General features: G+C 63.4%; 21 protein-coding genes and 1 pseudogene. 4 read left to right on the top strand and 18 right to left on the bottom strand.

Annotated features, from left to right (window positions below):
- Positions 1-83: 83 nt before the first annotated feature.
- The 5 genes and pseudogenes from CMV30_RS20835 to purL all read right to left on the bottom strand — a co-directional run bounded on the left by CMV30_RS20835 (position 84) and on the right by purL (position 5711).
- Positions 84-215 (bottom strand): hypothetical protein, encoded by a 132-nt coding sequence (locus CMV30_RS20835; RefSeq protein ID WP_281254868.1) that lies wholly within the window; start codon positions 213-215, stop codon positions 84-86.
- A gap of 91 nt (positions 216-306) precedes the next feature.
- A complete protein-coding gene (locus CMV30_RS17975; protein WP_096057312.1) occupies positions 307-531 on the bottom strand; it encodes a hypothetical protein in 225 nt (74 codons plus the stop codon).
- Between the two features lie 143 nt (positions 532-674).
- A pseudogene (locus tag CMV30_RS17980) lies at positions 675-881 on the bottom strand (hypothetical protein); the annotation flags it as partial.
- Between the two features lie 21 nt (positions 882-902).
- Positions 903-1634: a glycosyltransferase gene (locus CMV30_RS17985; protein WP_096057314.1), complete on the bottom strand. Its 732-nt coding sequence runs from the start codon at positions 1632-1634 to the stop codon at positions 903-905.
- A gap of 30 nt (positions 1635-1664) precedes the next feature.
- Positions 1665-5711, bottom strand: coding sequence for a phosphoribosylformylglycinamidine synthase (gene purL, locus CMV30_RS17990; protein ID WP_096057856.1), 4047 nt, complete (start codon positions 5709-5711; stop codon positions 1665-1667).
- Positions 5712-5952: 241 nt separating this feature from the next.
- Here purL and CMV30_RS19995 point away from each other — a divergent pair, with 241 nt between their 5' ends.
- Entirely contained in the window at positions 5953-6864 is a 912-nt protein-coding gene (locus CMV30_RS19995; protein ID WP_096057315.1) for a TrhA extension/companion domain-containing protein, read from the top strand.
- A 172-nt stretch (positions 6865-7036) separates the two neighbouring features.
- A complete protein-coding gene (locus tag CMV30_RS18000) occupies positions 7037-7381 on the top strand; it encodes an RNA recognition motif domain-containing protein (RefSeq protein WP_096057316.1) in 345 nt (114 codons plus the stop codon).
- A gap of 165 nt (positions 7382-7546) precedes the next feature.
- Here CMV30_RS18000 and CMV30_RS18005 read toward each other — a convergent pair whose 3' ends face one another.
- Entirely contained in the window at positions 7547-9013 is a 1467-nt protein-coding gene (locus CMV30_RS18005; protein ID WP_096057317.1) for an RNA polymerase sigma factor, read from the bottom strand.
- A gap of 261 nt (positions 9014-9274) precedes the next feature.
- Between CMV30_RS18005 and CMV30_RS18010 the strand changes: the two genes are divergently transcribed.
- On the top strand, positions 9275-9487 hold the full coding sequence (locus CMV30_RS18010) for a DNA-directed RNA polymerase subunit omega (RefSeq protein WP_096057318.1): 213 nt from the start codon (positions 9275-9277) through the stop codon (positions 9485-9487).
- A gap of 51 nt (positions 9488-9538) precedes the next feature.
- On the opposite strand, the gene dps is transcribed toward CMV30_RS18010, so the two are convergent.
- On the bottom strand, positions 9539-10033 hold the full coding sequence (gene dps, locus CMV30_RS18015) for a DNA starvation/stationary phase protection protein Dps (protein ID WP_096057319.1): 495 nt from the start codon (positions 10031-10033) through the stop codon (positions 9539-9541).
- Positions 10034-10238: 205 nt separating this feature from the next.
- Here dps and menD point away from each other — a divergent pair, with 205 nt between their 5' ends.
- Complete coding sequence (menD, locus tag CMV30_RS18020; protein WP_096057320.1) at positions 10239-11990, top strand: 2-succinyl-5-enolpyruvyl-6-hydroxy-3-cyclohexene-1-carboxylic-acid synthase; 1752 nt, start codon at positions 10239-10241, stop codon at positions 11988-11990.
- Between the two features lie 119 nt (positions 11991-12109).
- On the opposite strand, the gene CMV30_RS18025 is transcribed toward menD, so the two are convergent.
- The 11 genes from CMV30_RS18025 to CMV30_RS18075 form a co-directional block, all read right to left on the bottom strand.
- Positions 12110-13492: a dihydrolipoyl dehydrogenase family protein gene (locus CMV30_RS18025; protein WP_096057321.1), complete on the bottom strand. Its 1383-nt coding sequence runs from the start codon at positions 13490-13492 to the stop codon at positions 12110-12112.
- A 151-nt stretch (positions 13493-13643) separates the two neighbouring features.
- Positions 13644-15020, bottom strand: coding sequence for an exopolysaccharide biosynthesis polyprenyl glycosylphosphotransferase (locus CMV30_RS18030; protein ID WP_096057322.1), 1377 nt, complete (start codon positions 15018-15020; stop codon positions 13644-13646).
- A gap of 9 nt (positions 15021-15029) precedes the next feature.
- Positions 15030-16265 carry a glycosyltransferase family 4 protein gene (locus tag CMV30_RS18035; RefSeq protein WP_096057323.1) on the bottom strand — a complete coding sequence of 412 codons (1236 nt, stop codon included), beginning with the start codon at positions 16263-16265 and terminating at the stop codon, positions 15030-15032.
- The gene (locus tag CMV30_RS18040) at positions 16265-17119 is read right to left on the bottom strand and encodes a glycosyltransferase family 2 protein (RefSeq protein ID WP_096057324.1); all 855 of its coding nucleotides are present in this window, start codon (positions 17117-17119) and stop codon (positions 16265-16267) included. The genes CMV30_RS18035 and CMV30_RS18040 overlap by 1 nt, the downstream gene beginning before the upstream one ends.
- Positions 17097-18503 carry an O-antigen ligase family protein gene (locus CMV30_RS18045; RefSeq protein WP_096057325.1) on the bottom strand — a complete coding sequence of 469 codons (1407 nt, stop codon included), beginning with the start codon at positions 18501-18503 and terminating at the stop codon, positions 17097-17099. The genes CMV30_RS18040 and CMV30_RS18045 overlap by 23 nt, the downstream gene beginning before the upstream one ends.
- Positions 18504-18543: 40 nt before the next feature.
- Positions 18544-19734 carry a glycosyltransferase family 4 protein gene (locus CMV30_RS18050; RefSeq protein ID WP_175414955.1) on the bottom strand — a complete coding sequence of 397 codons (1191 nt, stop codon included), beginning with the start codon at positions 19732-19734 and terminating at the stop codon, positions 18544-18546.
- Positions 19735-19945: 211 nt separating this feature from the next.
- Complete coding sequence (locus tag CMV30_RS18055; protein WP_138223377.1) at positions 19946-21319, bottom strand: oligosaccharide repeat unit polymerase; 1374 nt, start codon at positions 21317-21319, stop codon at positions 19946-19948.
- A 41-nt stretch (positions 21320-21360) separates the two neighbouring features.
- The gene (locus CMV30_RS18060) at positions 21361-22731 is read right to left on the bottom strand and encodes a glycosyltransferase (protein WP_096057328.1); all 1371 of its coding nucleotides are present in this window, start codon (positions 22729-22731) and stop codon (positions 21361-21363) included.
- A complete protein-coding gene (locus CMV30_RS18065; RefSeq protein ID WP_096057329.1) occupies positions 22728-23396 on the bottom strand; it encodes a class I SAM-dependent methyltransferase in 669 nt (222 codons plus the stop codon). Before CMV30_RS18065 ends, CMV30_RS18060 begins: the two co-directional genes overlap by 4 nt.
- Positions 23396-24169: a PIG-L deacetylase family protein gene (locus CMV30_RS18070; RefSeq protein WP_096057330.1), complete on the bottom strand. Its 774-nt coding sequence runs from the start codon at positions 24167-24169 to the stop codon at positions 23396-23398. Before CMV30_RS18070 ends, CMV30_RS18065 begins: the two co-directional genes overlap by 1 nt.
- Positions 24166-25383 carry a glycosyltransferase gene (locus tag CMV30_RS18075; RefSeq protein WP_096057331.1) on the bottom strand — a complete coding sequence of 406 codons (1218 nt, stop codon included), beginning with the start codon at positions 25381-25383 and terminating at the stop codon, positions 24166-24168. The genes CMV30_RS18070 and CMV30_RS18075 overlap by 4 nt, the downstream gene beginning before the upstream one ends.
- Between the last annotated feature and the right edge of the window lie 3 nt (positions 25384-25386).

The following is a 25386-nucleotide window of genomic DNA, read 5'->3' on the forward strand; positions in this document are numbered from 1 at the left end:
CAGGCGTGAAGCGGGTCCGATCCGGTGAGATAGACATCGGCTTTGAAGCCTGAGTCGTGATGGATGAGGTTAAAGTGTCCGCGTTACGGCCGGGCTTCTTCGGTGCGAATCACCGACTCGGGCGGGACATAAAATTCAGATTCGGGGAAGGCGCGCAGGAGCGCGGCGCGGGTCGAGTCGTTGAGGCTCAGCACGACATCGAGGTCGTTGGTCACACGCGGCTGGCCTTAGAGGATCGCCGCGGTCGCGCCGGTCACCATGTAGGGCGCGCCGGTGGATTCGAAACGCGCCACGAAGAGGCTCAGCTCATCCGGTGCGTGCATGGAGGATACGGTCGGCGACGGCGGTGCGGATTTGGGCGTCGCTCCAAGTGGGCTGGCGCTGGCGGAAACCGGCGGCGAGGAGTTCGAGCATGGAGCGGTTCATGCGGAGCGCCTGGCGCAGGCGGTCTTGTGGGGACATGGCCCGATAGATCGCCACCTGACGCTCGTGAGCGATGCGAAGATGGTCTGCTTGGGCGGTGTCGGACATTGAGGAACGCTGCAAAGCCCATAGCGGGGTGGCAAGCGGTGCGTTGGTTCCGGCGACGCGATGCGCGTCTGGGCGAGCGGCGAGCTTTTCAGCTGTGTGCAAAGTTTGACCCTTTTTCCGGCCCTCTAAATGGGCGACTACGTTCCGCTGAGGAAACGGCGGACGGGCAGGCCGAGTTCGCTGGCGATCATGCCGCCGGTCGTGCCGGTGCCGAAGAGTTCATGTTTCGCGAGGGCGTCGCGGTGAACGCGTGCCCAGGCGAGCAGCGAGTCCTTCTCGTGATCGTGCGCGACCAGCGCGATGCGTTTGCGGGCGGGTAGCGGTGCGAGTTCGGTGCGGACGAAGGGCATGAGATGAATAGACGGGATGATTTACCGGCGGCTGTCGTACCACTTTTCGGCGAAGGCTTTGTCCTTGGACTTTTTTTGCGGTGAAAGCCAGAAGGAGCACGCTGTTTTCATCCACGACCAGAGGCCGTATTTTGACCCTTTGCGACCAGAGGCCGAGAAGGGATGCTTGTGGAGAACCACAAACCGAAAGCCGTTCTTCCCGCCATGACGTTTCAAGCGGCGCACGAACTCAGCTTCTTCGAAAATGTAATACTCCTCGGGGAAGCCGCCGATCGCTTCGAACGACGTGCGATCGCAGAAAAGAAAACCGCCCGGGCACCATTTCAGCAGGCGCATGCTCAGGTTCTTACTTTCCCACGCCCATTTGAACCAGCGAGGGCCGTCGACGATTTTGATCGTGCTTCCGCACCCCACATGAACTCCGGCACTCATTAACCGGATCGCGTCTTCGAGAAGCTCTGGCGATGGCCATGAGTCGGCATCGACAAACAACAGCCAGTCGCCGATTGCTGCTCTCGCAGCCGCGTTTCGGGCACGCGCTATCTGGTTTTTGGGTTCGAATACCACTCGGCATCCGAGCGAACGCGCCACCTCCGCCGTACGATCCGTGGAGTTGTTGTCACATACGACGATCTCCGAGCCGCCGACGAGCGAAGCGACTCGTTCGAGAGCCGATTTCACGTTCGTTACGCAGAGTGGAAGTGCACGCTCCTCGTTGAATGCAGGTATCAACACTGAGAGAGTGTGCTGCATTTTCGTGAGGCGCGTTGCAGATCAGCCTAGTTACCCAACCCAAGTGCGGGCGTTGCGGAAGAGTTTCATCCAGGGGGAGTCTTCGCCCCAGTTTTCGGGGTGCCAGCTCATCGCGGCGGTGCGGAAGACGCGCTCGGGGTGCGGCATCATGATGGTGACGCGGCCGTCTTTTGTCGTGAGCGCGGTGATGCCGTGCGGGGAGCCGTTTGGATTGAGCGGGTAGCGTTCGGTGATGGCGTGGTGGTTGTCCACGAAGCGCGCGGAGACGAGGCCGGAGTCGCTGAAGGTTTTCGCGGCGGTGGCGTCCGGGAATTCGGCGTAGCCTTCGCCGTGGGCGACGGCGATCGGGAGGACGGAGCCTTCCATGCCGGCGAAGAGAACGCTGGGGCTTTTCTCGATTTTGACTGAGGCAAAGCGGGCTTCGAAACGTTCGGACTGGTTTTGCACGAAGCGCGGCCAGTGGTCGGCGCCGGGGATGATCGAGTGGAGGTTGCTCATCATCTGGCAGCCGTTGCAGATGCCGAGGGCGAAGGTGTCTTTGCGCTCGAAGAAGGCCTTGAACTCGGCGCGGGCGCGTTCGTTGAAGAGGATGCTCTTGGCCCAGCCTTCGCCGGCGCCGAGAGTGTCGCCGAAGCTGAAACCGCCGCAGGCGATGACGCCGCGGAAGTCTTTGAGGGAAACGCGGCCGGTGAGGATGTCCGTCATGTGGACGTCGATCGCGCGGAATCCGGCGCGGGTAAGCGCGGCGCCCATCTCGACCTGGCCGTTGACGCCTTGTTCTCGGAGGATCGCGACAGGGGGACGGACATTCGATCCGGCGGAGTTTTTAACCACAGAGGACACAGAGAGCACAGAGGACGGAACGGAAGAGGTCTTTGGTTTGGTCTCTGTGACCTCTGTGCTCTCTGTGGTTTCAAATGGGTATTTGAATGTGATCTTGGGGGTGATGCCGGGGTTGTCCTTTTCGAGTTTGAGTTGGTACTCGGACTCGGCGCAGGCGGGGTTGTCGCGGAGGGCGGCGATGCGGCGGGTGGCGTCGGACCAGACGGAGCGGAGCGTGGAGATGCCCTCGTTGAAGATGTGCGGTTCGCCGGAGCCGGGCTGAGTGATGCGGAGGGCGAAGTGCGGGTTGAGTCCGCCGATGATCGTGGTGCAGGTTTTGAAGCCGTGTTCGCGGAGGATCAGGAAAACGTCGTCGAGGTCTTCGCCTCGGATTTGGATGACGGCGCCGAGTTCTTCGTTGAAGAGCTGACTGACGGCGGAGTTGGCGGCGAGCGCGGTGATCGTGCCAAGGGGCGCGGGGGCGAGGTTGAGGTCGACGCCGGTGTGTCCTGCGAAGGCCATTTCGGCGATGGTGGCGAAGAGGCCGCCGTCGCTGCGATCGTGATACGCGAGGAGTTTTTTCTCGCGGCTGAGCTTCTGGATGGCGTTCCAGAAATTCTTGAGGTCGGTCGGATTGTCGACGTCGGGCGTGGCTTCGCCCATCTGGGAAACGGTCTGCGCCAGGATGGAGCCGCCGAGGCGGTTTTTGCCGCGGCCGAGGTCGATGAGGAGGAGGACGGAGTCGTCGATGCGCTGGAGCTGCGGGGTGAGCGTGGCGCGGATATCGGCGACGGGGGCGAAGGCGGAGATGATGAGCGAGGTCGGCGCGGTGATGCGTTTTTGTTCACCGGAGGCGGCGTCTTTCCAGACGGTGGACATGCTCATGGAGTCCTTGCCGACGGGGATGGTGATGCCGAGCGCGGGGCAGAGTTCCATGCCGACGGCTTTCACGGCGGCGTAGAGATCGGCGCCGTCGCCGGGGAGCGCGGGCGCGGCCATCCAGTTGGCGGAGAGATTCACTTTGCCGATGTCGCCGATCTGGGCGGCGGCGAGATTGGTGAGGGCTTCGCCGACGGCGAGGCGGGCGGAGGCGGCAGCGTTGTTGACGGCGACGGGCGTGCGCTCGCCCATGGACATGGCTTCGCCGGTGTAGACGTCGAACGCGGCGGCGGTGACGGCGACGTCGGCCACGGGAACCTGCCATGGGCCGACCATCTGGTCGCGGGCGATGAGGCCAGTGACGGTGCGGTCGCCGATGGAGATGAGGAAGGTTTTGTCGGCGACGGTCGGGTGGGCGAGGACGCGCTCGGCGAGCTCGTTGAGCGAGAGGTGCTGGAGATCGAGGCGCTCCTGCGGACGCTTCAGCGTATCCGCTTTCCGGTGCATGCGCGGGGGTTTGCCGAGGAGAACCTCGAGCGGCATGTCGATGGGCGTGTTGTTGAAATGGGAATCTTCGAGGACGAGTTTCTTTTCCTCGGTGGCTTCGCCTACGACGGCGAAGGGGCAGCGCTCGCGGGCGCAGAGTTTTTCGAAGACGGGGAGTTGCGCGGCGGGAACGGCGAGGACGTAGCGCTCTTGCGATTCGTTGCACCAGATCTCGAGCGGGGACATGCCGGGCTCGTCGTTGGGGACGGAGCGGAGTTTGAAGCGTCCGCCGCGGCCGCCGTCGTTGACGAGTTCGGGGAGGGCGTTGGAGATGCCGCCGGCGCCGACGTCGTGGATGAAGGAAATCGGATTTTCGGAGCCGAGCGCCCAGCAGCGGTCGATGACCTCCTGGCAGCGGCGCTCCATCTCTGCGTTGTCGCGCTGGACGGAGGCGAAATCGAGGTCTTCGTTGCCGGAGCCACTGGCCATGGAGCTGGCTGCGCCGCCACCGAGGCCGATGAGCATCGCGGGTCCGCCGAGAACGATGAGTTTGTCGCCGGGGTTGATGGCGCCTTTTTGGACGTGCTCGGCTTTGATGTTACCGAGTCCGCCGGCGAGCATGATGGGCTTGTGGTAGCCGCGAAGTTCGGTGGCGGCGCCGCTGGTGGATGGCACGGCCTGCTCGAAGGTGCGGAAGTAGCCGTTGATGTTAGGGCGGCCAAATTCGTTGTTGAAGGCGGCGCCGCCGAGCGGGCCGTCGATCATGATGTCGAGGGCGGAGACGATGCGGCCGGGTTTGCCATGCTCGTGTTCCCACGGCTGGACGGCGCCGGGGATTTTCAGATTGGAAACAGTGAAGCCGGAGAGGCCGGCTTTGGGTTTTGAGCCGCGGCCGGTGGCGCCTTCGTCGCGGATTTCGCCGCCGGAGCCGGTGGCGGCGCCGGGGAAGGGGGAGATGGCGGTCGGGTGGTTGTGCGTCTCGACCTTGCAGAGGATGTGGATGTCTTCGTCGTGCGCGGCATACTCGCCGGTTTTCGGATCGACGTAGAAGCGGCCGCCGCGGGTGCCGGCGAGGACGGCGGCGTTGTCCTTGTAGGCGGACAGGATGCCGTCGCTGTGGAGCTGATACGTATTCTTGATCATCTGGAACAGCGACTTGTCCTTGGCGGAGCCGTCGATTTCCCAGGTGGCGTTGAAGATCTTGTGGCGGCAGTGCTCGGAGTTGGCCTGCGCGAACATCATGAGCTCGATGTCGTTGGGGTCGCGGCCGAGCGTGGTGAAGGCTTTGACGAGGTAATCGATTTCGTCCTCGGCGAGCGCAAGGCCGAGCGACTGGTTGGCGGCGACGAGTGCGGCGCGGCCTTGGGCGAGGACGGGGACGCTCTGCATCGGACGCGGGGATTCGTGGCGGAAGAGGACGTCGAGCGAATCGAGGTCGTTGACGACGACTTGGGTCATGCGGTCGTGGAGCTTCGCGCGCAGCGCGGTGAGTTGGTCGGCGCTAAGGACGGAGAGCGGCTTGGTGAGAGCGGAGTTGTCGATCTCGATCCAGTAGGCGACGGCGCGCTCGATGCGTTTTACTTTCGCGAGGCCGCAGATGTGGGCGATGTCGGTGGCCTTGGACGACCACGGGGAAATGGTACCGGGGCGCGGGGCAACGACCTGGAGCAGGCCGGCGGGCTCGGCGGTGGATGCGGCGCGGCGCGGGCCGTAGGTGAGGAGTTTTTCGAGGGTTTCGCGCTCGGTAGCGGTGATGTCGCCCTCGATCTCGGCGACGTGGATGAAGGCCGTGCTGAGGCTGCGGACAGGCAGACCGGCGGAGGCGAGGTCTTGCTGGAGTTTTTGCAGGCGGAACGGTGACAGGGCGGAGGAGCCGCGAAGGATCAGCATGGTCGGGAAATAGAGGCTGCGAACGAACAGGGCGGGCGCGGGTTTGGCGATGGGAAAAATGGGCGTGGAGCACGACCATTCAAGATCAGCAGGAGGAAGTCGTCCCGTGTGGTGCAGCTGGGTGAGGAGTCTCATCAGAAGTCGTCACGCACTGCGCAATGCGGGTTACTTTGTGGGCAAAAATTTATTGATGCAGGATCGGCGGTTGTTATCCGGAGGAAAACCCGAAAGGCTCAATCCAATGTGTTCTCTTCCTGCTAAGCGCATCCCTGTCGTCGAGAAGTTCTCGATCGGGCTTTTCTTAACGACCGTGACGCTCTCGCTGGCCGGTCTAATAGGGCTTTTGTGGGCATTCGCTCCACAAGGAGTCTGGCAGGCCCAGCTTAACGCGGCCTGGTGGCAATTCGCCGTGATTTTCCTCGGTGTGAAGCTCTTCAACTGCGGGATGGAGTTCTTCTTCCATCGCTACGTGCTGCACAAACCGGTGATCCCGTTCCTGAGCCGTTTTTATCGTCAGCATACGCTTCATCATAATCTCACGCGTATCGCGCGCCGCCAGCTGCCTGGTGGGCGTGAAGTTCCGTATGTGGAGAATATCTACCCGATGACGGAGCCGGAGCAGGGTGAAGCGGCCTTTTTCCCTTGGTACACGCTCGTGGTTTTCGCCGCCATCGTGACGCCGCTGCTGGCGCTTGGCCAATGGCTCGCGCCTACCTTCCCGTGGTTTTTTGCGGGATTTGCCGCGCTCACCGCATCGCTGACGCTCTATGAAGTTTTCCACGCTATCGAGCACTGGCCGCTGGAGAAGTGGGCACCACGCCTCGAATCTAAGCGCTTCGGCAAATTCTGGACGAAGGTGTACAGCTTCCACCTGCGTCATCACGCGGTGATCGATTGCAACGAGGCGATCTCAGGCTTTTTCACGTTTCCTGTGTTCGATATGCTTTTCGGAACGTGGGTGTCGCCCAAAACGCTCTACACCGACGGCGGTGAGTGGAACGCGGAGGAGTTTAAGAGCCCGCGTCCTCATGCGTTTATCCGCTGGTGTGATCGCACGGCGGACAAAGTGGTCGCGAGCCGACGCACCCGCGTCCGCTCGCATGTCGCGGTGCGCAAACCGAGGCGTCACGCCGAGGCGGCGTTGAAGAAATAAAGAGCAATCGTCCCTTGCTATCTGGCGGCGCTGCACGAATGTGGCGCCGTCGTAAGATACGTTAGCTGACAGTGACTGGTGAGTCTTCAGGTGAGCTTTGAGAGTTCAGATGATGATTCGAAACCCGATGATCGGGAACGGACTGACTTAGACGGTACGAACATCAAAACACATGAACTCCAAACTATACGTCGGAAATCTTTCCTTCAAAACCACCGAAGACGTGCTCCGCTCCACTTTCGAGCAATTCGGCACCGTGAGCGATGTCTTCATCGCCACCGATCGTGAAACGGGCCGCCCACGCGGTTTCGCTTTTGTCACGATGGGCACGGCTGATGAAGCCAAGGTCGCCGCTGAAAAGCTCAACGGTAACGATCTCGATGGCCGTGCGCTCACGGTCAACGAAGCCAAGCCGAAGGAAGAAATGGGTGGCGGCGGTGGCGGTGGTCGCGGCCGTAACTTCGGTCCTGATCGTCGCGCCGGTGCGTTCCAAGAGCGCGGCAATCGCCGTTACTAAGTAGCGCCGATCATGCGGGCTCGGCGTTATGCCGGGTTTCAATTCTCAAGCGAGGGCTCGATGCCCTCGCTTTTTTGTGGGCGATATTTGGTGATGAGTGATCAAATGGTTGGGCCTGCGGTTCCCAATCAAGACTGTGAGGTTGGACGCCTGCCTCGCGGTTGATTACTTAGTCTTCTTCGCCAGTCGTTCGATTGCAGCCTGCTGCTCTGCCGAGGTTACGTAGGGCACCAACTGGTTTATGTCTGCGTGTCGCTTACCGTGAACAGCCTCATAGGCCTTGATTGCGGGCTTGAGCAGTGCGATGTCACGGATGGAGGCGGGCGAAACGGTCGTGGAACCAAATCCGTCAGGCCCAATAACCGAATACTGGTCGTACTCCGAATCGATCAGATTGGTCGGCGTGATCATCCAGTCACCGCCCACCTTCACATTGGGAACTTCAGATGCGGGCGCGACTTTGTACCGTTGCAGCATCGCCGTTTCGATTTCAGGCGCAGCGAACGGCTGGAGCTGACTGGTTTCTCTGGGGAACTGCTCTTGGTTCGCGCGCAGATACGCACGCAAAGCGGGTTGCACTGCCGTCGCAAAACGTCGCTCGGCGAAGTGGCGAATGCGACCGAGCGCGCGACGGTAGTCCTCCGTTGTTTCAAGATTTCCATCTACTGCGGAATGCCAGTCGCCATTGGTCGCGAGTTTGAGTTCAGGAATGCTCTGCTCGGGCAGACGAGCGAGCACATCGCGAAGAGCCGCGATTTTTTCTTCGGCTTCGGCTGTTTTTGCAGAGACGGGTGAGGTATCTCTTGCACGGTGGTCCGAGACGATGGATGACAGTCCGTTGGTGAGAGCAGGCTGGTCAGGTCCGCCAAGGAGCAGCGGCGCTTGGACGGTACTGGCAGTCGCGGCTGAAGATGTGTTTTGGGGTTTGGCGTGATGATAGGTAAGCGCGGAGATGCCGACAGCCACGGTTACGCCAGCGATGATCGCAGATGCTTTTGTGATGTTCATGAAATGAATCGTTATGAGTGGTGCCGAGGCAGAGATCGCTGCGGTTGTGGCGGTGGCGGTTGTGGAGACAGTCGCAGCCAGTCCCGCAGGAGCGCCCATGACGGAGTGTGTGCTAAGCGAGCCGCCGAGAATCGCGGCGGTCGAAGAAACTCCGCGCCGCGCTAGCGAGGCACGCAATTTTTCCAATGAACGCCCAACACGCATGCGCACAGCTTCGTCGCGCAGACCCAAGATACTGCTGATCTCAGGATAGGAATGGCCTTCAAAGAAGCGGAGGATGACCGCTTGCCGGTCATCCTCGTTGAGGTCGTCGAGAGCCTCATCGAGCACGCCACGGACGGTTTCCCACCCGGTGGAAGGTTCATTTTTAGATTGGAGCTCTTGCATGGCATGCACCTGTTGTTTCTGGCGCTCTTTTCGAATTTCGCGGCGACGATAGTTGGCGGCGGCGTTGCGGGTACTGGTGTGCAACCACGCGTTCAGCACGGGATGGCCGGCTAGGCGTTGAGCATTACGAGCCATGGCAAGGAACACCTCCTGGGTGATTTCCTCCGCGGCGTGAGTGTCGCCACCTACGCGTCGGGCAGCCGCTGAATAAACCAGATCGATGTGCGCGCGGACGATTGCGGCGAATGAGTCTTCGCAACGGTCGCGAGCGTAGCGGAGAAGGAGTTCTGAGTCCGATGACCTGGTTCACAGGGGATAACACCGGCTAAAACGAAAACAGAACAAAGAACCTGCGATATAGTCGCTATGCGGAGGGATTAGACCTCGCTAGTGGAGCGGATCGTTTTTAGACTGCCGAACTCATCCGAGAACAACGTGCCGCTTGGTGCGTTGCGTTCAGCCAACCACGCCTGTTTGCCGCACTGCGGCCAGTATTCTATGAGAGACGATTATCTTCGCGCCGCCCTGACCGTTATCAACGACCCCAACATCCTCGTGAACGTGGTCTCGACCCGTGTGAAGCAGCTCAAGCGCGGCAGCCGTGCGCTGGTGGTTTCGCTGGAGAAAATGTCGCTTGAAGACACGGCGCTGCGCGAGGTGGCCGAGGGGAAGATCAGCTACGAACTGGGTGCGAATCGCGAGCAGGGCTGAGGATGCGCCCGTATGGCACGAGCGCGCACAAATGAGTGCGCAGCCGTGCCGTCAGGACTTCGCGGCGGCGTGGGCTTCGACTTTCCAGAGAAGGTCGTCCACGTCGCGCGAGATGCCGGTGAAGAGATCCGCGGTGCCGGCGTCACCCGCCTTGGTGGCGGTCTCGATGGCGGTGCGGGTGGATTCGGCGAAGTGGGCGAGCGCGGCGGCGAGGGCCTGGACGTGTTCACTGCCGGAGAGGATGTTGAGTGGGTAGGCGGTGAGACGGGTGCCTTCGGCGATGGTCTGGACGGTGCCTTGGGCGATGCCACCTAGGGCGACGGTGCGCTCGGCGATTTCATCGACGGCGGAGGTGATTTTGGCGGCGACCTCGTCGAAGAGTTCGTGGAGGGCGATGAAGGCGGGGCCCTTAACGTTCCAGTGGGCCTGTTTTGCCTGGAGGCCGAGATCGAGGGCGTCGGCGAGTTGCTGATTGAGCAGCTCGATCATGGCAGTGCGGGTGGACTTGGGCTGGTCGTTGGAAGAGTTCCAGAGCGGAGTTTTCATGAAGAGAGGACGGTGAGTGTGTGGCCTGAACGAGTAGTCATTGCAGGCGTCGAGTAAAGCGGTGGACGGGGTTTGCACGGAGTGAAACGCGTGTGTGAAGCACTGAAAATGCGCGACGCGCGCGTGGGCTTATAGACAGACGGCGGACGTGAGGGCATTGATTCATTGATTCGATAACGTCGTGGGTTACGGTGCGGTTTCCCGCATGAGCGAACTCGATTTCCGGAATACCAACAGCCTGTGGTGCAGCGTGCTCGTGGAGACGCTCGTGAGATGCGGCGTGCGGCAGGCGGTGTGTTCACCGGGGTCGCGTTCGACGGCGCTGACGATGGCGCTGGCGCGTCATGCGGGCATCGAGGCGGTGCCGGTGCTGGACGAACGGTCGGCGGCGTTTTTTGCGCTGGGGCTGGCGAAGCAGACGCGGCGGGCGGTGGTGCTCGTGTGCACGTCGGGAACGGCGGGGGCGAATTATTTTCCGGCGATCATCGAGGCGAAGGAAAGCGGGGTGCCGCTGATCGTGATCACGGCGGATCGTCCGCCGGAGATGCGGGAATGCGCGTCGGGGCAGACGATCGATCAGCAGAAAATTTTTGGGAGTTTCGTGACGTGGTATCACGAGCTGGCGGTGCCGGAGCCGACGGTGGCGATGCTGCGTTATCTGCGGCAGACAATCGCTTATGCGTGCGTGCGGGCGATGAGCGGAGGAAGTGGATTGGGCGAACGAGGGCCGGTGCATTTGAATGCTCCGTTTCGCGATCCGTTGCCGCCGATTGAAAATGGAACGGCGAAGGGGATTGAAGGGCAGATCGACGAGGCGTTTTTCGCGCATCTCTCATCGGAGAAAATCGCCATAACAAGCAGTGCCGTGCAGCGGCCAATGACGGCGCGCGGACTGATCGTGGCCGGTGCTTATGCCGCCGAACATGCGGACAAATATGCGGAGAAGTTGAGCGGGCTGGCGCGCACGCTGGGCTGGCCGGTGCTGGTGGATGTGCTCTCGCCGGCGCGGCATCTGGCGATGCCAGGAGTGACGCGGGTGAGCGCGTACGATGCGATTCTGAGAAACGAGAAAGCGGCGCGCGAACTGACGCCGCGCACGGTGCTGTGCCTTGGGAGCTGGCCAACGAGCAAGGTGCTGCGCGGCTGGCTGGAGCAGACGCAGGCGGAGACATTGCTGGTCGCGCCAACGACGAACAATCGCGACGCTCTGCACGGGAAGACGCGGCAACTGGTGTTGCCGGTGGAGAATCTGACCGCGGTGAGCGGCGGGGCGGCCGATGCGAGCTACGTGCAGGCGTGGATGGAGGCGGAGACGGCGGCGCGTGGCGTGATCGATGCGACGCTGGAGAAAACGGCGGAACGGTTCGAGGCGAAGGCGGCGTGGCTGATGGCGCGTAGTCTTCCGGCGGGCACGCCGGTGTTCGTGGCGAACTCGATGCCGGTGCGCGATCTTGAGTATGTGTGGCCGGTGACGGAGCGCGGTACGCAGATTTATTTCAGCCGTGGCGCGAACGGGATCGATGGCACGCTTTCGACGGCGCTGGGCATTGCGCACAGAAATGAGAAGCCGGCGGTGTTGCTCACGGGCGATCTCGCGCTGCTCCATGACGCGAACGGGTTTTTGATAAAACCGAAGCTGCGCGGATCACTGACGATCGTGCTCATCAACAACGACGGCGGTGGGATTTTTGGGCATCTGCCGGTGGCGCAGTTTGAGCCGCCTTTCGAGGGATTTTTTGCGACGCCGCAGCAGGTGGATTTTGCGACGCTGTGCGCTGCGCATGGCGTGGAGCATGTTGCCGTGAAAGACTGGGCGGAGTTTGAGACGTTGATCGCGGCGTTGCCAGCGAGCGGGGTGCGCGTGCTGGAAGTGCGGACGGATCGGAAGCGCGATGCGGCTGCGCGGAAGGAGTTGTTTGCGCGGGCAGCGGAGGCGGTCGGGAGTACGCTGGCGTGAGATTGGCGGGCGAGGGTTTTTCCGGTTGGAGGAACGCGGGTGAGGCGGGACGGGGAGCGACGATTAGGCGCGGGCGTGAGTGAACAGCGGGGTTAAGGCTAACCCGCCCTACCTCGGAGTCAGGAGATCTGGTCGGCGATTTCTTCGAGGGGGTAAGTGATGATTTCTGCGAGCGTGGGATGATACCAAGGTGCGCGGAGGAGATCGAAGACGGTGGCTTTCATCGCGAGCGGGCCGCTGAAGCAGTGGATGAGTTCGCCGGCGTCTTTGCCGACGATTTCCGCGCCGAGGATGCGGCCGCGTCTCGGTTCGGCGATGACCTTCACATAACCGTAGTTGGCGTCCATGAGGATGGATTTGCCGTGGTCGTTGAACGGATAGCTGGCGACGAGGTGCGGCGTCTTGGATTTTTTTAGGTCGCTCTCGAGCGCGCCGATGCTGGCGAGTTGGGGATCGGTGAAGACGACGTTGAGGAGGAGCGAGTGATCGACGGGCTTGAGTTTCTTCACGCCGAACGCGTGACGGGCGGCGAGTTCGCCCTGGGCGACGGCGAGGTGGACGATGTCGTGCGGGCCGGCGACGTCTCCGCCGGCGTAGATGTGGGGCGCGGTGGTTTGCTGGAAGCGGTTGGTGACGACACGGCCGGAGGCAGTGAGTTTGACGCCGGCGTTTTCGAGGGAGAGACCGGCGGTGTTGGGCTCGCGGCCGAGGGCGTTGAAGAGATGGGCGGCGCGGCGGATGAGCGTCTTTTTTCCTTGGGTGAAGCGGACGGTGACACCGCGTTTATCGCCGGAGATTTTTTCGAGCGACGTGCCGGTGAGGAGCTCGATGCCCTCGTCGCGGAAGGCTTGCTGGACGGTTTCGCTGGCGGCTGGCGAGTGGTCTTTGAGGATGTGCGCGCTGCGCTGGATGAGCGTGACGCGGGAACCGATGCGGTTGAGGAACTGCGCGAGTTCGGTGGCGACAATGCCGCCGCCGAGGACGAGCACGCTCTTGGGGATGAAATCGAGATCGAGGACGTCGTCGCTAGTCCAGGCGGGCGTTTCGGCGAGGCCGGGGATGGACGGGGTGCTGACGCGGGAGCCGGTGGCGATGAGGATTTTTTTGGCGCGGATTTTTTTGCCGTCGGAGAGTTCGACGGTGTGCGGATCGAGGAAGCGGGCGTGGGCGCGGTAGAGGTCGTATTTGCCGGAGTGCATCGCCTGATCGCGATAAGAGGCGAATTCGCCGATGATTTTTTTCTTGCGCGCGTGGATGGCCTTCATGTCGGCGGACGCGCGGGGGATTTTGAGGCCGAAGGTTTTTCCTTTTTGGGCGAGGTGGAGAATCTCGGCGATGTAGAGGAGTGTTTTCGATGGCATGCAGCCGCGGAGGATGCAGAGGCCGCCGAGTTCCTTGGCGCCATCGACGATGGCTACTTTTTTGCCGAGGCTGTGGGCGACGCGGGCGGCATTGAAGCCGGCACTGCCGCCGCCGATGACGAGAAAGTCGTAGGATTTCATGAAGAAGTTAAACGCGGGCGACGCTGAGTTTTGTCACAGAGGACACGGAGCGCGGACACAGAGTGCACAGAGGTCGGAAAGGACAGAATGACAAGGGCGGCGGAGAAAGAGTCGAAGAGCCGCGTCTGATGTGGCGCGAATACACGGGTGTTCAGCGGCCGCGGCCGAAGAGCATCACGTGGATCGTCTTGAGGATGATTGATGCATCCAGTGTGAAGGAGAAGTGCCGGATGTAATAGAGGTCGTATTCGAGTTTCCGTAACGTGTCTTCGAGATTGGCGCCGTAGGGATAATTTACCTGGGCCCAGCCGGTGATGCCGGGGCGGACGAGGTGGCGGAAGTGGTAACAGGGGATTTGTTTTTCGTAGTCGGCGACGAGGCGGTCCCATTCGGCGCGGGGGCCGATGAGGCTCATCTCGCCACGGAGGACGTTGATGAGTTGGGGGAATTCATCGATGCGGGTGGCGCGGAGGAATCGGCCGATGCGGGTGATGCGGGCGTCGCCTTGGGCGGTGTAGAGTGCGCCGTTGTTGTCCACCTTCATGCTGCGGAGTTTGAGAAGGGAAAACGGGGCGCGGTGGCGACCGATGCGGTTTTGCCGGAAGAAGACCGGGCCTTTGTCTTCGAGGCGTATGAGGATGGCGGCGACGGCGAGGAACGGGGCGGCGAGGGTCAGGCCGATGAGTGAAAAGGCAATGTCGCTGAGTCGTTTGATACGTTCAAAGACGGGCTCGCGGGCGACGCGGAAGCCTTCCTGGAAAAGCCACGTCTGGTTGAGTCGGTAGAGGGGGATTTTACGCCAGTAGATCTGGTGGAAAAGTTCGAGCGTGTAGGTGGGCACGCCGTCGAAGTAGAGATCGACGAGTTGTTGCGAGGCTTCGGAGTTTAGCTCGCGGCTGGATTCGCGGAGGACGACGGCCTCGATGGCGATTTCGCCGCGTTGGATGTCGCGCAAGAGAGCGTTTAACGCGGTTGATGGGGCGTTCGTGCCGGCGCTGAGTGGGAGCAGGGGATCTTCGGCGCGGCTGCTGACGTAGATCACTTTTTGTTTCATGCCCGAGCGGACGCATTCGTCGCGGAAGGCATCGCGACTGGTAGCGTCGCCGATGAAAACGATCTGCCGGTCGCGCCGTTCCCGGATGTAGCGCAGATGAATCCAGCGGCGGTAACTGAGGGTGATCGGGATGAGCGCGACGAAGCTGATGGCGACGACGGCACGGCTTTGCTGGAGCGTGTAGCCGGGCGGAAGGACGGTGAAGGTGATGAGCAAGGTCGCGGCCATCGCGGCGAGCAAGGCGATGGCGTGCATGCTCGTGTAATCGAGGCCGGCCATGTCGGTGCGCTGGCGGTAGCCGTCGATTAAGAAAACGGCGACGACGAGCAGCACGAGAGGGACGACGAGTGGATCGAAAACGGGACTGCGCAGATCGGCTACGCCGCGAAGCCAGCCCACGACATTGAAGACGAACGCGAGGGCGTACGTGTCGAGCAAGAGAAGGCCAATGGCCATTTTGCGACCGATCGTCATGAGGTGCGCTCAGAGTGGCGGCTGGGGGGATGTGTTCGCAAGCGGGTTTCCGGAGAGCAGTGAGTGCCAGCGTGTGGTGGCGTGGTGGAGACGGCCTTCTCGCGCGCAGAAGGCGGAGGAGGCCTGGCCGAGCGCGAGGCGTTGGGCGGGATCGGATTTGAGTGAGCGAAGTATGGCGGCGAGGCGGGGGATGTCGTCGGGGGCGGAGGTGAAGGCGTGGCCGAAGCGGTTGGATTCGATGACGCGGGCGACTTCGCAGTCGCGCGGGCCGATGAAGAGAACGGGGCGGCCGATGGCGGCGATGCCGTAGAGTTTACTCGGGAAGACGAGGCGTTCGCAGCCGGTGCGGAGCGTAACGAGGTGGATGTCGCCGAGGGCGAGCGTCTCGGCGAGTTGGTCGCGCGGCTGGGCGGGATGGAAGTGAATGTTGGCGAGATTACGTTCGCGGGCGGCGGCTTCGAGTGAGGCGCGTTGGGCGCCGTCGCCGATGAAGACGAAGGCGATGTCCGTGTCGGCGCGGAGTGATTCGGCGAGCGGAATGATCGAGGTGAAATCGTGGACGCGACCGAGATTGCCGGAGTAGGCGATGACGAGTTTGCCGTCGAGAGCCCAGTGTGTGCGGAGAGTGGCAGTGGCGGGATAATCGGGCGGGAGTGGTTGCAGGCCCTCGGGGGCCCAGTTGGGACAAAGGTGTATTTGGGAGTCGGGCACGCCGCGCTCGCGGAGGAGCGCGGCCATATCGGTGCCGAGGGCGACGCAGGCGGAGGCGGAGCGCCAGGCGCGGTCGCGGGATGGGCGGGTGAGGGCGGTGAATTTGTGGCCGACGGCGATGGCGACTTCGGGGAAGATGTCTTGAATCCAGTGGATGAGCCGGAGGTTTTTTCGTTTCGCGATTCCGGCGAGCGCGACGCCGAGGAGAGGCGGGTCGGTCATGGCGACGAGGGTGTCGCCGGGATGGGCGTGGCGGGTGACTGCGCGGCGTGCTCCGAGGAGGAAGCGGGCGAAGTCGGCGGTGCGTTTGAGGAGGTTTTTCTGACCGAGGCGCTTTTCGCCGATGCGGATGATTTGGACGCCGTGGTGGGTTTCCTCGGAGGGAATGGAGGCTTCTCCTGGATGGCTCGTGATGATGGTGATCGGGAGTCCCCTCGAGGTGAGGGACTCGGCCAGATCGGCGAGCAGTTGCGCGGTGGCGGGTTGCTCGGGCCAGTAGAAGCGGTTGACGAAGATGACGCGCGGTTGAGGCATCAGGTGGAGGCGCGGGCGCGGCGTTGGCGGTGGATTTCTTGGGAAACCCAATGTTCGTACTTGGCCATGATGCGGCAGTAGGCGAAGCCGGGCGCGCCGTCTAGGAAGCCGCGGCGGGCGATGTATTGGTAGAGGAAGCGGAGGAAGCCGCGTGCGGGGAAATGGTGGCTGAGTTCTTTCAGGGCGCGGCGGCGGATGAGTGGATCGGCGGAGCGGATACGGCGGTTGAGCGGGGCGGGATCGGTGGCGCGGGCGAGGAAGGCAGCGGCTTCCTGGCGGGCGTAGCGGAGGTGTTTATCGAGGAGTTCGGACTCGGATTGGGCGGAGAGGTTGTGGAGATAGTTTGCCTGAATTTTGCCGAGGCGCATGTCGGGGGCTTCGCGCTGGCCGTGTCCGGTTTGGATGAAGCGGAAGCGTTTGGCGTGGGCGAAGCGGGCCTGGTAGGCGGGGAAATCGGTGCAGCGGGGAATCCAGCGGTCGCGGAAAATCATGCGTGGGGCGACGAAGAAGCCATCGAGGGCGGGAGGATTTTCGGACGAGAGGCGGACGCACTCGGCGAAGAGTTCGGGGGTGAATTGTTCGTCGGCGTCGAGGTGGAAGACCCAATCGTGATGAAAGGGGATATCGGTGTGGGCGAAGTTGCGTTGCTGGCCGAAGTTCTCGAAACGGTTGACGACGACGCGGGCTCCAGCGGCGCGGGCGATTTGGTGAGTGCGGTCGGTGGAGCCGGAATCGAGGACGACGATGTCGTCGCAATCGCGGATGCTCGCGAGCGTGGCGGGGAGGTTTTGCTCTTCGTTGAGCGTGAGGATGACGATGGAGAACATCGGGTCAGACGCGGGCGGGGCGGTCATGGGCGTCAAGCTGGGCGAGGCGCGCGGCGGAGAAGAGGGTTATCCAGAAGGCGGCGATGACGGCGGGGCAGCCGAAGGGGAACTCGATCCATGCGTAGAGCAAAACGAGTCCGCATCCGGCGAGCAAGTACGCGGGGAGCGGGCCGGGGCGGTGGCGGAGCGTGGTGACGACGGGGATCAGGACGAGCAGGCCGATGAGGGCGGTGCCGGTGAAGCCGGTTTCGGCGAGGGATTGGAGCCAGTCGGAATGGGCGTCCACGTAGATGATGGGGAGGCTGTCGATGGATTGCTGGGTGTTGTAGCGCTGGAAGACGGGGGCGTAGGAGCCAAGACCCCAGCCGAAGGCGGGACGGTCGGCGGCCATGCGCCAGGTGTCGGCGTAGAGTGTGGCACGGGAGCCGATGCCGCCGGTGGCGCGCATGGCGGCGAGTTGTTCACGGGTGTCAGTCGCGCGGGCTGCGATGATGGGGCGGGCGAGATCGAAGATGGCGTACGCGGCGATGAGCGCGGTGAGGACGAGTGCGAGTGCAGGCGCGAAGCGGGAGCGTTTTTCTGAGGAGCGGCGGTTGATGAGGCGGCGCAGGGCGTCAAGAAGAGCGAGGCCGAGGAGGAGGGCGACGAGGGCTGATGAAGATCGCGATGTGCTGAGCGGGGCGGTGGCGGCGAGGAGGAGTGCCGCGACGAGACCGAGGAAGGCGGGCGAGTGGAAGAAGTCACGCGAGTCGGGACGGAGGGCGTGGCGGAAGACGAGGCCGAGCGCGGCGGCGAGCATGAGCAGGACGAAGGCTCCCCAGTGGTTGTGGTAGATGAAGGAGGCGAAGAACGTTTTGTTGGGCGAGGCGATCGCCCCGAAGAAAAGGCCGGAGGAGTGCGTGAGTTTTTGGAGCGTACCAAAGATAGCGAGGACGACGGCATTTCCGGCGAGGATGAGCAGCAGGGCGCGCAAGGAATGGCGCATGCGGACGCACAGGAGCAGGTTAAAGGCGGGAATGAACAGGGCGTTGAAGAGCCAGAGCTCAAGGAGCGTTTCGGTGGGTTGAGCGCTGCACGGCCAGCCGGTGAGCGGCGTGATCGGGACCAGGACATTTGCTCCGTAGATGACTCCGGAGGTGAAGGCGGGCTGGAGAGTGCTGAGGAGGACGAGCGCGTTGTATCCGAGAAGCGGCCACAGGAAGTGGAGCGCGCGGAGCGAGGCGCGTTCGTCGCGCAGGCGGATGAAGATCGCGGCTATCGTGAGGACCAATCCCAAGCTGCCGAAGATCGAAAGGACGGGACGCGCCCACGCGATGTTTCCTCCGAGGGCCCAGCTGGCGAAGATGACGAGCGCGGCTGCGTGCAGGACGGCGAATAGTTCGAGGAAGAAATGGCGTGTGAGGACGAACACAGGGTTTGGGAGAAGACTATTTCCTAAGGACGGACAGGGCTCACGAAACTGAAGACGCGGAGAGTGAATGGAGCGCGGCCTGAAGACCGGCGGATGACTGAGCGTAGGTGTAGCTGGCTATCCGAGTGGCGACGGCGGTGCGGATGGGGGCGGGGTCGCGGGCGAGGACGGCGAGGGCGGTGGAGAGTTTTTCGCGTAGGCTGTCGGACGAGTTGGCGTGGAAGACCCAGCCGGTTTCGCCGTCGGTGACGAGGTCGCGCTGGCAGCCGACGTGGTCGCTCACGAGGCAGGGGACGCCGAGGTGCATGGCTTCGTTGATGGCGAGGCCCCAGGTTTCGTACGCGCCGCGCGAAGGGAGGACGAAGAGGTCGGCGAGGAGATAGCGCGAAGGCATTTCGCTTTGGTTAGCGAAGGGGAGGAAATGGAGCTGGATGTCGGGCGAGGCTTGGGCGGCGAGCGCGAGCATGTCGGGCTTTTCGGGTCCGTCGCCGACGAAGACGAGAGCGGTGTCGGGCGGGTTGAGGGCGAGGAAGGCTTCGAGGAGGGCGCGGGGTTGTTTTTGCGGGATGAGTTTTCCGGCAAAGAGGATGACGCGGGTGTGGGCGGCGAGGCCGAGCTCGACGCGGAGGGCGAGGGAGATGTTGCGGTGGGCGGGCGAGGCGGGATCGAAGTGGGCGGCGTTGACGGCGTGGGGGGCGAAGAAGAGTCGGGTGGGCGGGACGCCGTGGTGGAGGAAGTAATCGCGGTTGGCAGCGCCGACGCAGGTGATGGCGGCGAACTGGCGGTAGAGAAACGTGAGGAGCGTTTTCTTAAGGCCGCGTGGCGCGGGGCGGCCGAGAAGGTGGGAGTCGCCGCGGAAGAGGAGCGGGATTTTTTTGCGGCGGGCCCAGGCGATGAGCTTGAGGTGGGTGGCGTAATTGTAGCCGAAAAGGAGGATGGCGGTGGCGCCCCAGTCATCGATGCGGGCGTGGAGCGTGGGGTTTTTAAGGCCGAAGAAGCGGAGGGTGCTGGGGCGGCGGGCGGTATTTTCGATGAGTTCCCAGTCGTAGCCACTGGTGAGATCGACGTCCCAGGCGAAGGTTTTTTTGAATTTCTCGTCGTGAGTTGGCGCGATGCCAGTGTCGTCGAGATAGAAGACGCGGAAGGTGAGCGCGGTGTTGGCGCGGAGCCAGCGGAACCACGGGCTGTAGTACTGCGTCGGATGCGAGAGGACGATGGCGAGGCGATGCACGGTGGAGTCAGAGGGCGGAGCGCGGATTTTTTAACCACTGATGGGCACTGAGGGACACTGATGACGGAGGGAGGAGGAGGCGGCGCAATTTTTGGACAGGATTAACAGGAGTACAGGATTGAGGAGGAACTGCGTGCTTGTGGCGGTGGGGCGGGATTTGTTTCGAGGCGAGGGCGGCGGCGGACGAACAAGTAAGCGGAAGATGGGCGGGTTAGTTGATGAATTTGCGGAGGGCGTAGCAGAGGCCGAGGACGGCGAGGCAGGCTTGATAGAGGGAGGAGAGCCAGAGGCTGAGGGTGAACTCGACCTGAAAACTCCAGGCGAGGAGGATGACCATGAGGACGCCGCCGTAGGAGAGCAGCGGGCCGCCTTCGGCGAGGCCGGAGATTTTTTTGAGCAAGGCGGCGAGGAAGGCGGCGATGCCGATGACGCCGAAGAAACCGAAGTTGGCGTAGGCCTCGGCAACCATGCCGAAGCCGATGGTGGTGCGGTGGGTTTCCTCCTCGGTTTGCAGGCCGTAGTAAACGGAGAGGCGGCTGGTGCTGACGTGGCCGGGGGGTTTTTCGGGCCAGAAGAAACGCGGGACGAACTGGCCGGGGATGTAGCCGTAGGTCTCGCCTTCGAGGTAGGGATTGGGCTGCGGGGAATTGCTGACGACGAGGCAGAGGATGTGGAGGAGCGAAGTGCGCTCGATGAGCTTGCTCGTCATTTTGTTTTTCCCGCCGGGCTCGCTTTCGGAGAGGGCGAGGCCGTGCTGAAACCACGTGGAGTAGAATTGCGGGAGCGTGGAGGCGGGTGGGAGATGTTGTTCCTGGGGCGTCCAGTAGATGGCGCGCATCTCGGATTTGCCGTTGTGGAGGATGGCGAGTGTGCCGAAGACGACGACGGTGACGACGGCGGGGACGCGGCCGCTGGCGGAGACGTAGCCGACGAGTGCGAGCAGGATGGTGGAGATCGCCTGGACGAGGACGAGCGTGGCGCCGATGGCGACGCTTTGAGCGAAGAGGTTGAGGAAGAACATCAGCTTTTCGCCGGGAGAGAGACTGCCCTGGCCGAGGCGGCGGCTGGTGATGAAAGTGCAGATGATGCCGATGCCGAAGAAGACGGCGCGGAGCACGCTGCCGAAGGACGACGGTATCCAATCGGTGAATGTGCTGATGATCACGTAGGCGGTGCTGATCGTCATGCCGTGCTCGACCCAGCGGCTGAGCGTGGGACCGATGACCTCCTCCTGCCAGAAGGCGCCGCGGCCGGGGCGGGTCGGGACCATCGCGTGCACGACGATGGCGGAGATCTGGAAGAGGATCACCTGGAGCGCGGTGTTGGTGACGTCTTCGATGGAGTAGCGGAGGAGCTCCTCGTGTCCGTTGAGGAGTGGGAAGGCGTAGGTGTTGGCGGTGATGAAGAGGAGGACTTCAAAAACGGGGAGCGAGGTGGAGCCGCTTTTCGCCCAGCGCCAGGCAGGGACGAAGGCGAAGAGAATCATCACGAGGCCGAGCTGGAGGTGCAGGGAATCGCGGACGTGGGCGTTTGCGAAGAAGTAGGCCTCGGTGGCGGCGAGCGCGAAGAGCACGGCGCGGCTCATGCGGCGGGCGCGCGGAGAGGAGGAATTGGCGGGAGGGTTGTTCACGCGAGGTCAGCGGGAGCGGGCGGAACGGCGGCGGCGAAGAGCGCGCACTGGCGGGCGGTCAAGGATTGGGCGAGGAATTCGCGGCGAAAGAAAGCGTCGTTGCGAACGGGATGAGTGAAGCGGGCGAAGCCGTTGAGCGCGTGATCGAAGAAGGCGATGAGTTGTGAGTGGGCGTCGTCGGCGGGGGCGTTTTCGGAGAAAGTCACGACGGTGGAGCAGGCGAGTTCGCGCAGCATCGACTCGAGATAGCTGTCGCGGAAGACGACGCTGAGCATGGGACGCGCGGCGAGGTAGTAGGGGTAAAGTTTCGAGGGAGAGTAGGCGAGGTCGCTGGAGCCGAGGAGGAGGAGGACGTCGGCGCTGGTCTGGATTTGGAGGCATTCGAGGTGGCCGAGGCGGTGCGGGAGTTCGTGGACGAGATCAGCAACGCCGAATTCGCGAGCGACGGGGACGACGGATTCTACACCGCGTCCGGGCGGGGCGTAGCTGGTGCCGAGGAATTCGAAGCGGAGGCGGCGAGCGTCGTCGGGGCGGGCGGCGCGGAAGAGGGAAAGTGCGCGGAAAAGGACCTTGAGCGCGTGCGGCATGATCGGGCCGGCAGCTCCGGTGTAGATGAAGCGGATGACCGCCGGGGCGGCGGCGGAGTTGAGAGCTGTGGGTTGAGCGTTGAGAGACGGAATCGGAGGCAGGGCGCGCGCGGCGGCGAGATCGGTTTCGCTGGCACCGAAGCGTATCACTTCGGCGGGCACAAAGCGGAACCAGCGGTAGCGCTGGCGGAGATCGTCGAGGTAAACCTGTGAGACGCTCATGAAGGCGCCGACGCGGCGGAAGGACCAGCCTTCGAGGAGCCAGGCCTGGGCGCGGGCGAGCTGGTATTTCCAACCGCCGGGCGGACGGCGGGAGCCGGGGCGTTCGTAGTAGTCGGTGCGCCACGGATCTTGCAGGTCGATCACGTAGGGAACGCCGAGCCAGCGGAGCCAGATACGGCCGAGCGTGAAGGTGACGAACTGGGTGTTGCTCAGGAAAACGACGTCGATTTTTTCGCGGCGGATGAGGCGGGCGCCGGCGAAGAGAAGATGGAACCAGGCGCGGAGGCCGAGGTTGCCGAGACCGAGGCGGCGGGACCACGCGAGCGAAAATGCGCCGCAGCGGTGGATGCGGATGTCGGCGGGAATGGTGGCGCGGAGGGCGTCTTCGCGGGAGCCGTCCTGGCAGGCGGGATCGATGGTGAGGACGATAGGTTCCCAGCCGTTTTCGCGGTAGTACGGAAGGCTCATGCGGACGCGCTGGAGGTCGGGCGCGTTCATCGGCGGGAACGAAGGGCTCACGATGAGCACGCGGCGAAGTGGGCGGGCGTCGGCGGTCATGCGGCGGAGCGGAGCTGGAGCACTTTAATATCCCATGTGAGACCGGCGGGGTTGTGAACCACGTTTTCGTCGGTGAAGGTGAAGTCCCGATACAGGCGGCGCCAGATGGCTTCGTGGTTTCCCGAGCGGTAGTAGGAGACGATCAGAGCGCCGCCGGGAGCGAGAAGCGCAGTGAAAGCGCGGGCGACGCGGGCGGGGTCGCGGGCGTAGCCGAGGGATTCGTTGAAGACGATCGTGTCGAAGAGAGCGTCGGAGGAGCTGGCTGCTGAAGAGTCAGCGGGAGTTGGTTGAGACGGCCAGGTTTCGAAGTCGGTGTGGAGAAACGTTGCGTTGGCGGGAAGGCCGAGGGAGCGGGCGCGTTGGAGGCCTTCTTCGGAGAGATCGAGGCCGGTGTAGCGGGCGACGCGGTCGGGGACGAGGAGCGTGGCGAGGCGTCCGCTGCCGCAGCCGACATCGAGGAGGCAGGGAGACGGATGGAGGCGGGCGATCAGTTGGACGAGGGCGTCGTAGCGGGGCTTTTCTTCGGGGCCGAAAAAGGTGTCCCAGTGACCGGAGCGGTATTCGGCGTCTAGTGCGGAAGCGGGGACTGGTTTGCCGCCGCCGCGCGGGGCGCGCAGAAATTTATAGGCGGCGAAGTCACAGGCTTTGCGCAGGAAGCGGAGCATCAGTTTTCGAAGAAGTATTCTTCGGGGGCGGAGAACATGGCAACGAAACCCTCGGGGAGCGCGGCGTGTTTTTGCGGTGGCAGCGGATCGGTTTGCGAGCGGTAGGCGGCCATGGCGGCGAGTTTTTGCGCGTGCTGTTGGGGGAAGCGGTAGCGGTACACGCGGGCGGAGGAGAAGAGGAGTCGCCAGGCGAGAGACGGGCTCCACCAAGACCAGACGGGGAACTCCAGGATTCGAGGTGAGACGGGGAGATCGGCGAGGGCGGTGGCGACGAGTCGGAAGGCAGCTTCGTGCTCAGAGCTGCGGTCGTGGCGGCAGGGCAGAAGGATTTCGTCGGGATTGAGGTTGCCGATGAACTCGCGGAGGCGGCGGCTGGTGGCGAGGGCGGTGGGCGTGTCGAGGTGGGCGAGTTGACCGTCGGGCAGGTCGAGGAAATGGAGCGAGGAAGAGTCGATGCCGAGAGCGATGGCGGCGGCGCGGGCTTCGGTGGCGCGGAGGGATTTGATGTCGGCGGGAGTTTTTAGCGGATGGCCGGGGTGGGAGGCGCTGCCGTCGGTGAGTAAGAGGATGTGGATGGCGCGACCGGCGGCGGACTGGCGAGCGATCCAGCCGCCGCAGCCGAAGGATTCGTCGTCGGGGTGCGGGGCGATGACGAGGGCGGGGCCGTGCCCGGGAACTCGATACGGTGTGGCGCGGAGTCGCAGAGCGAGACGGAGGGCGGTCGAGAAGGCGCGGCGCAGGCGGAATTTTAGCGTGCGCGGCGGGGTATTCATGCGAGGGCTTTTTCGACGAGGGCGAGGAGACGGGGAGATTCTTTTTCCCAGCAGTATTGGGTCTCGGCTAGGAGGCGGGCGGCTTGTTTGCGGGCAAGGAGGGCGCTGGAATCGGCGAGAAGGTGATCGAGGAGGCGGGCGTGTTCGGTGGCGTCGGCGATGCGGGGGAGGATGAGGCCGGCGTCGGGCGAGCAGGCGAGGACTTCGCGCTGGCCGGCGGTGTCGGTCGCAACGAGGGCGAGGCCGGCGTTGAGGTATTGAAGGATTTTATTGGTGATGGTGAGGTCGCGGTTGACGATGGCGGGGTCTTCGAGGGCGAGGCCGATATCGTGTTCGGCGATGAGCGCGGGGAGTGCGGCGTTGGGGACGAGCGGGAGAAATCGGATGCAGGTGCGCTGGGCGGAGGAAAGCGGGGCGAGGAGTTTTTGTTCGAAGCCGGGGACGGGTTCGCCGAGGAGGACGACGCGGCTGGGGGCGGTGGTGAGTTTCCAGGCGGCGAGGAAGGCTTCGAGGCCGCGGCCGGGGCCGAGGGTTTGGGAGAACCAGAAAAAGGAGGGAGGCGGAGCAGGTTGAGAGTTGAGGGTTGAGGGTTGAGAGACGGAAGGGGCGGGCTGAAGGGGGAAGGCGTTGGTGAGGACTTCGGGGCGGGGGCCGCCGTAGCGGGCGTGGAGGGCGTCGGCGAGGGCGTGGGAGGTGGTGGAGACGTAGCGGGCGCGGTGGAGGAGTTTGCGTTCGGTGGCGCGGAGGAGTTTCAGCGGGCGGTGGGTGCGGTCGGCGGGGAGGAGGTCTTCGGAGTGCCAGTCTTCGAAGTCGGCGGCGACGGGCTGACCGGAGGCAAGGAGGCGGGTGCCGATCCAGTGAGGGAGCTCGTTGTGGACGATGACGAGGTCGGCGTGGTTGACGCGGGCGGCGCGGAGGAGGGCGGCGGGGTTACCGAGAGCGTGAATGGATTCGTAGCCCCGCGCGACTAAGCGGCGGGCGAGCCATTGGCGGAGTCGTTGCGAGAATGAGTGGGGCGCGGGAACGATCTCGTGGCGAAAGTGGCGGCCTTTGAGGAGTTCCTTATCGAGCAGGGCGAGCGCGGGGTCGGGGCTTGGGGTGAGGAGGGTGACGTCGTAGCCGGCAGCGGCGAGCGTGGTGGCTTCTTTGACCGGGCGCGGATTCCGGCAGGGGTGGCCGGAGCTTATGATGAGGATGCGACGGCGGCTGGGCATGAC

The sequence above is a fragment of the Nibricoccus aquaticus genome, from assembly GCF_002310495.1.
Taxonomy (GTDB): Bacteria; Verrucomicrobiota; Verrucomicrobiia; order Opitutales; family Opitutaceae; genus Nibricoccus; species Nibricoccus aquaticus.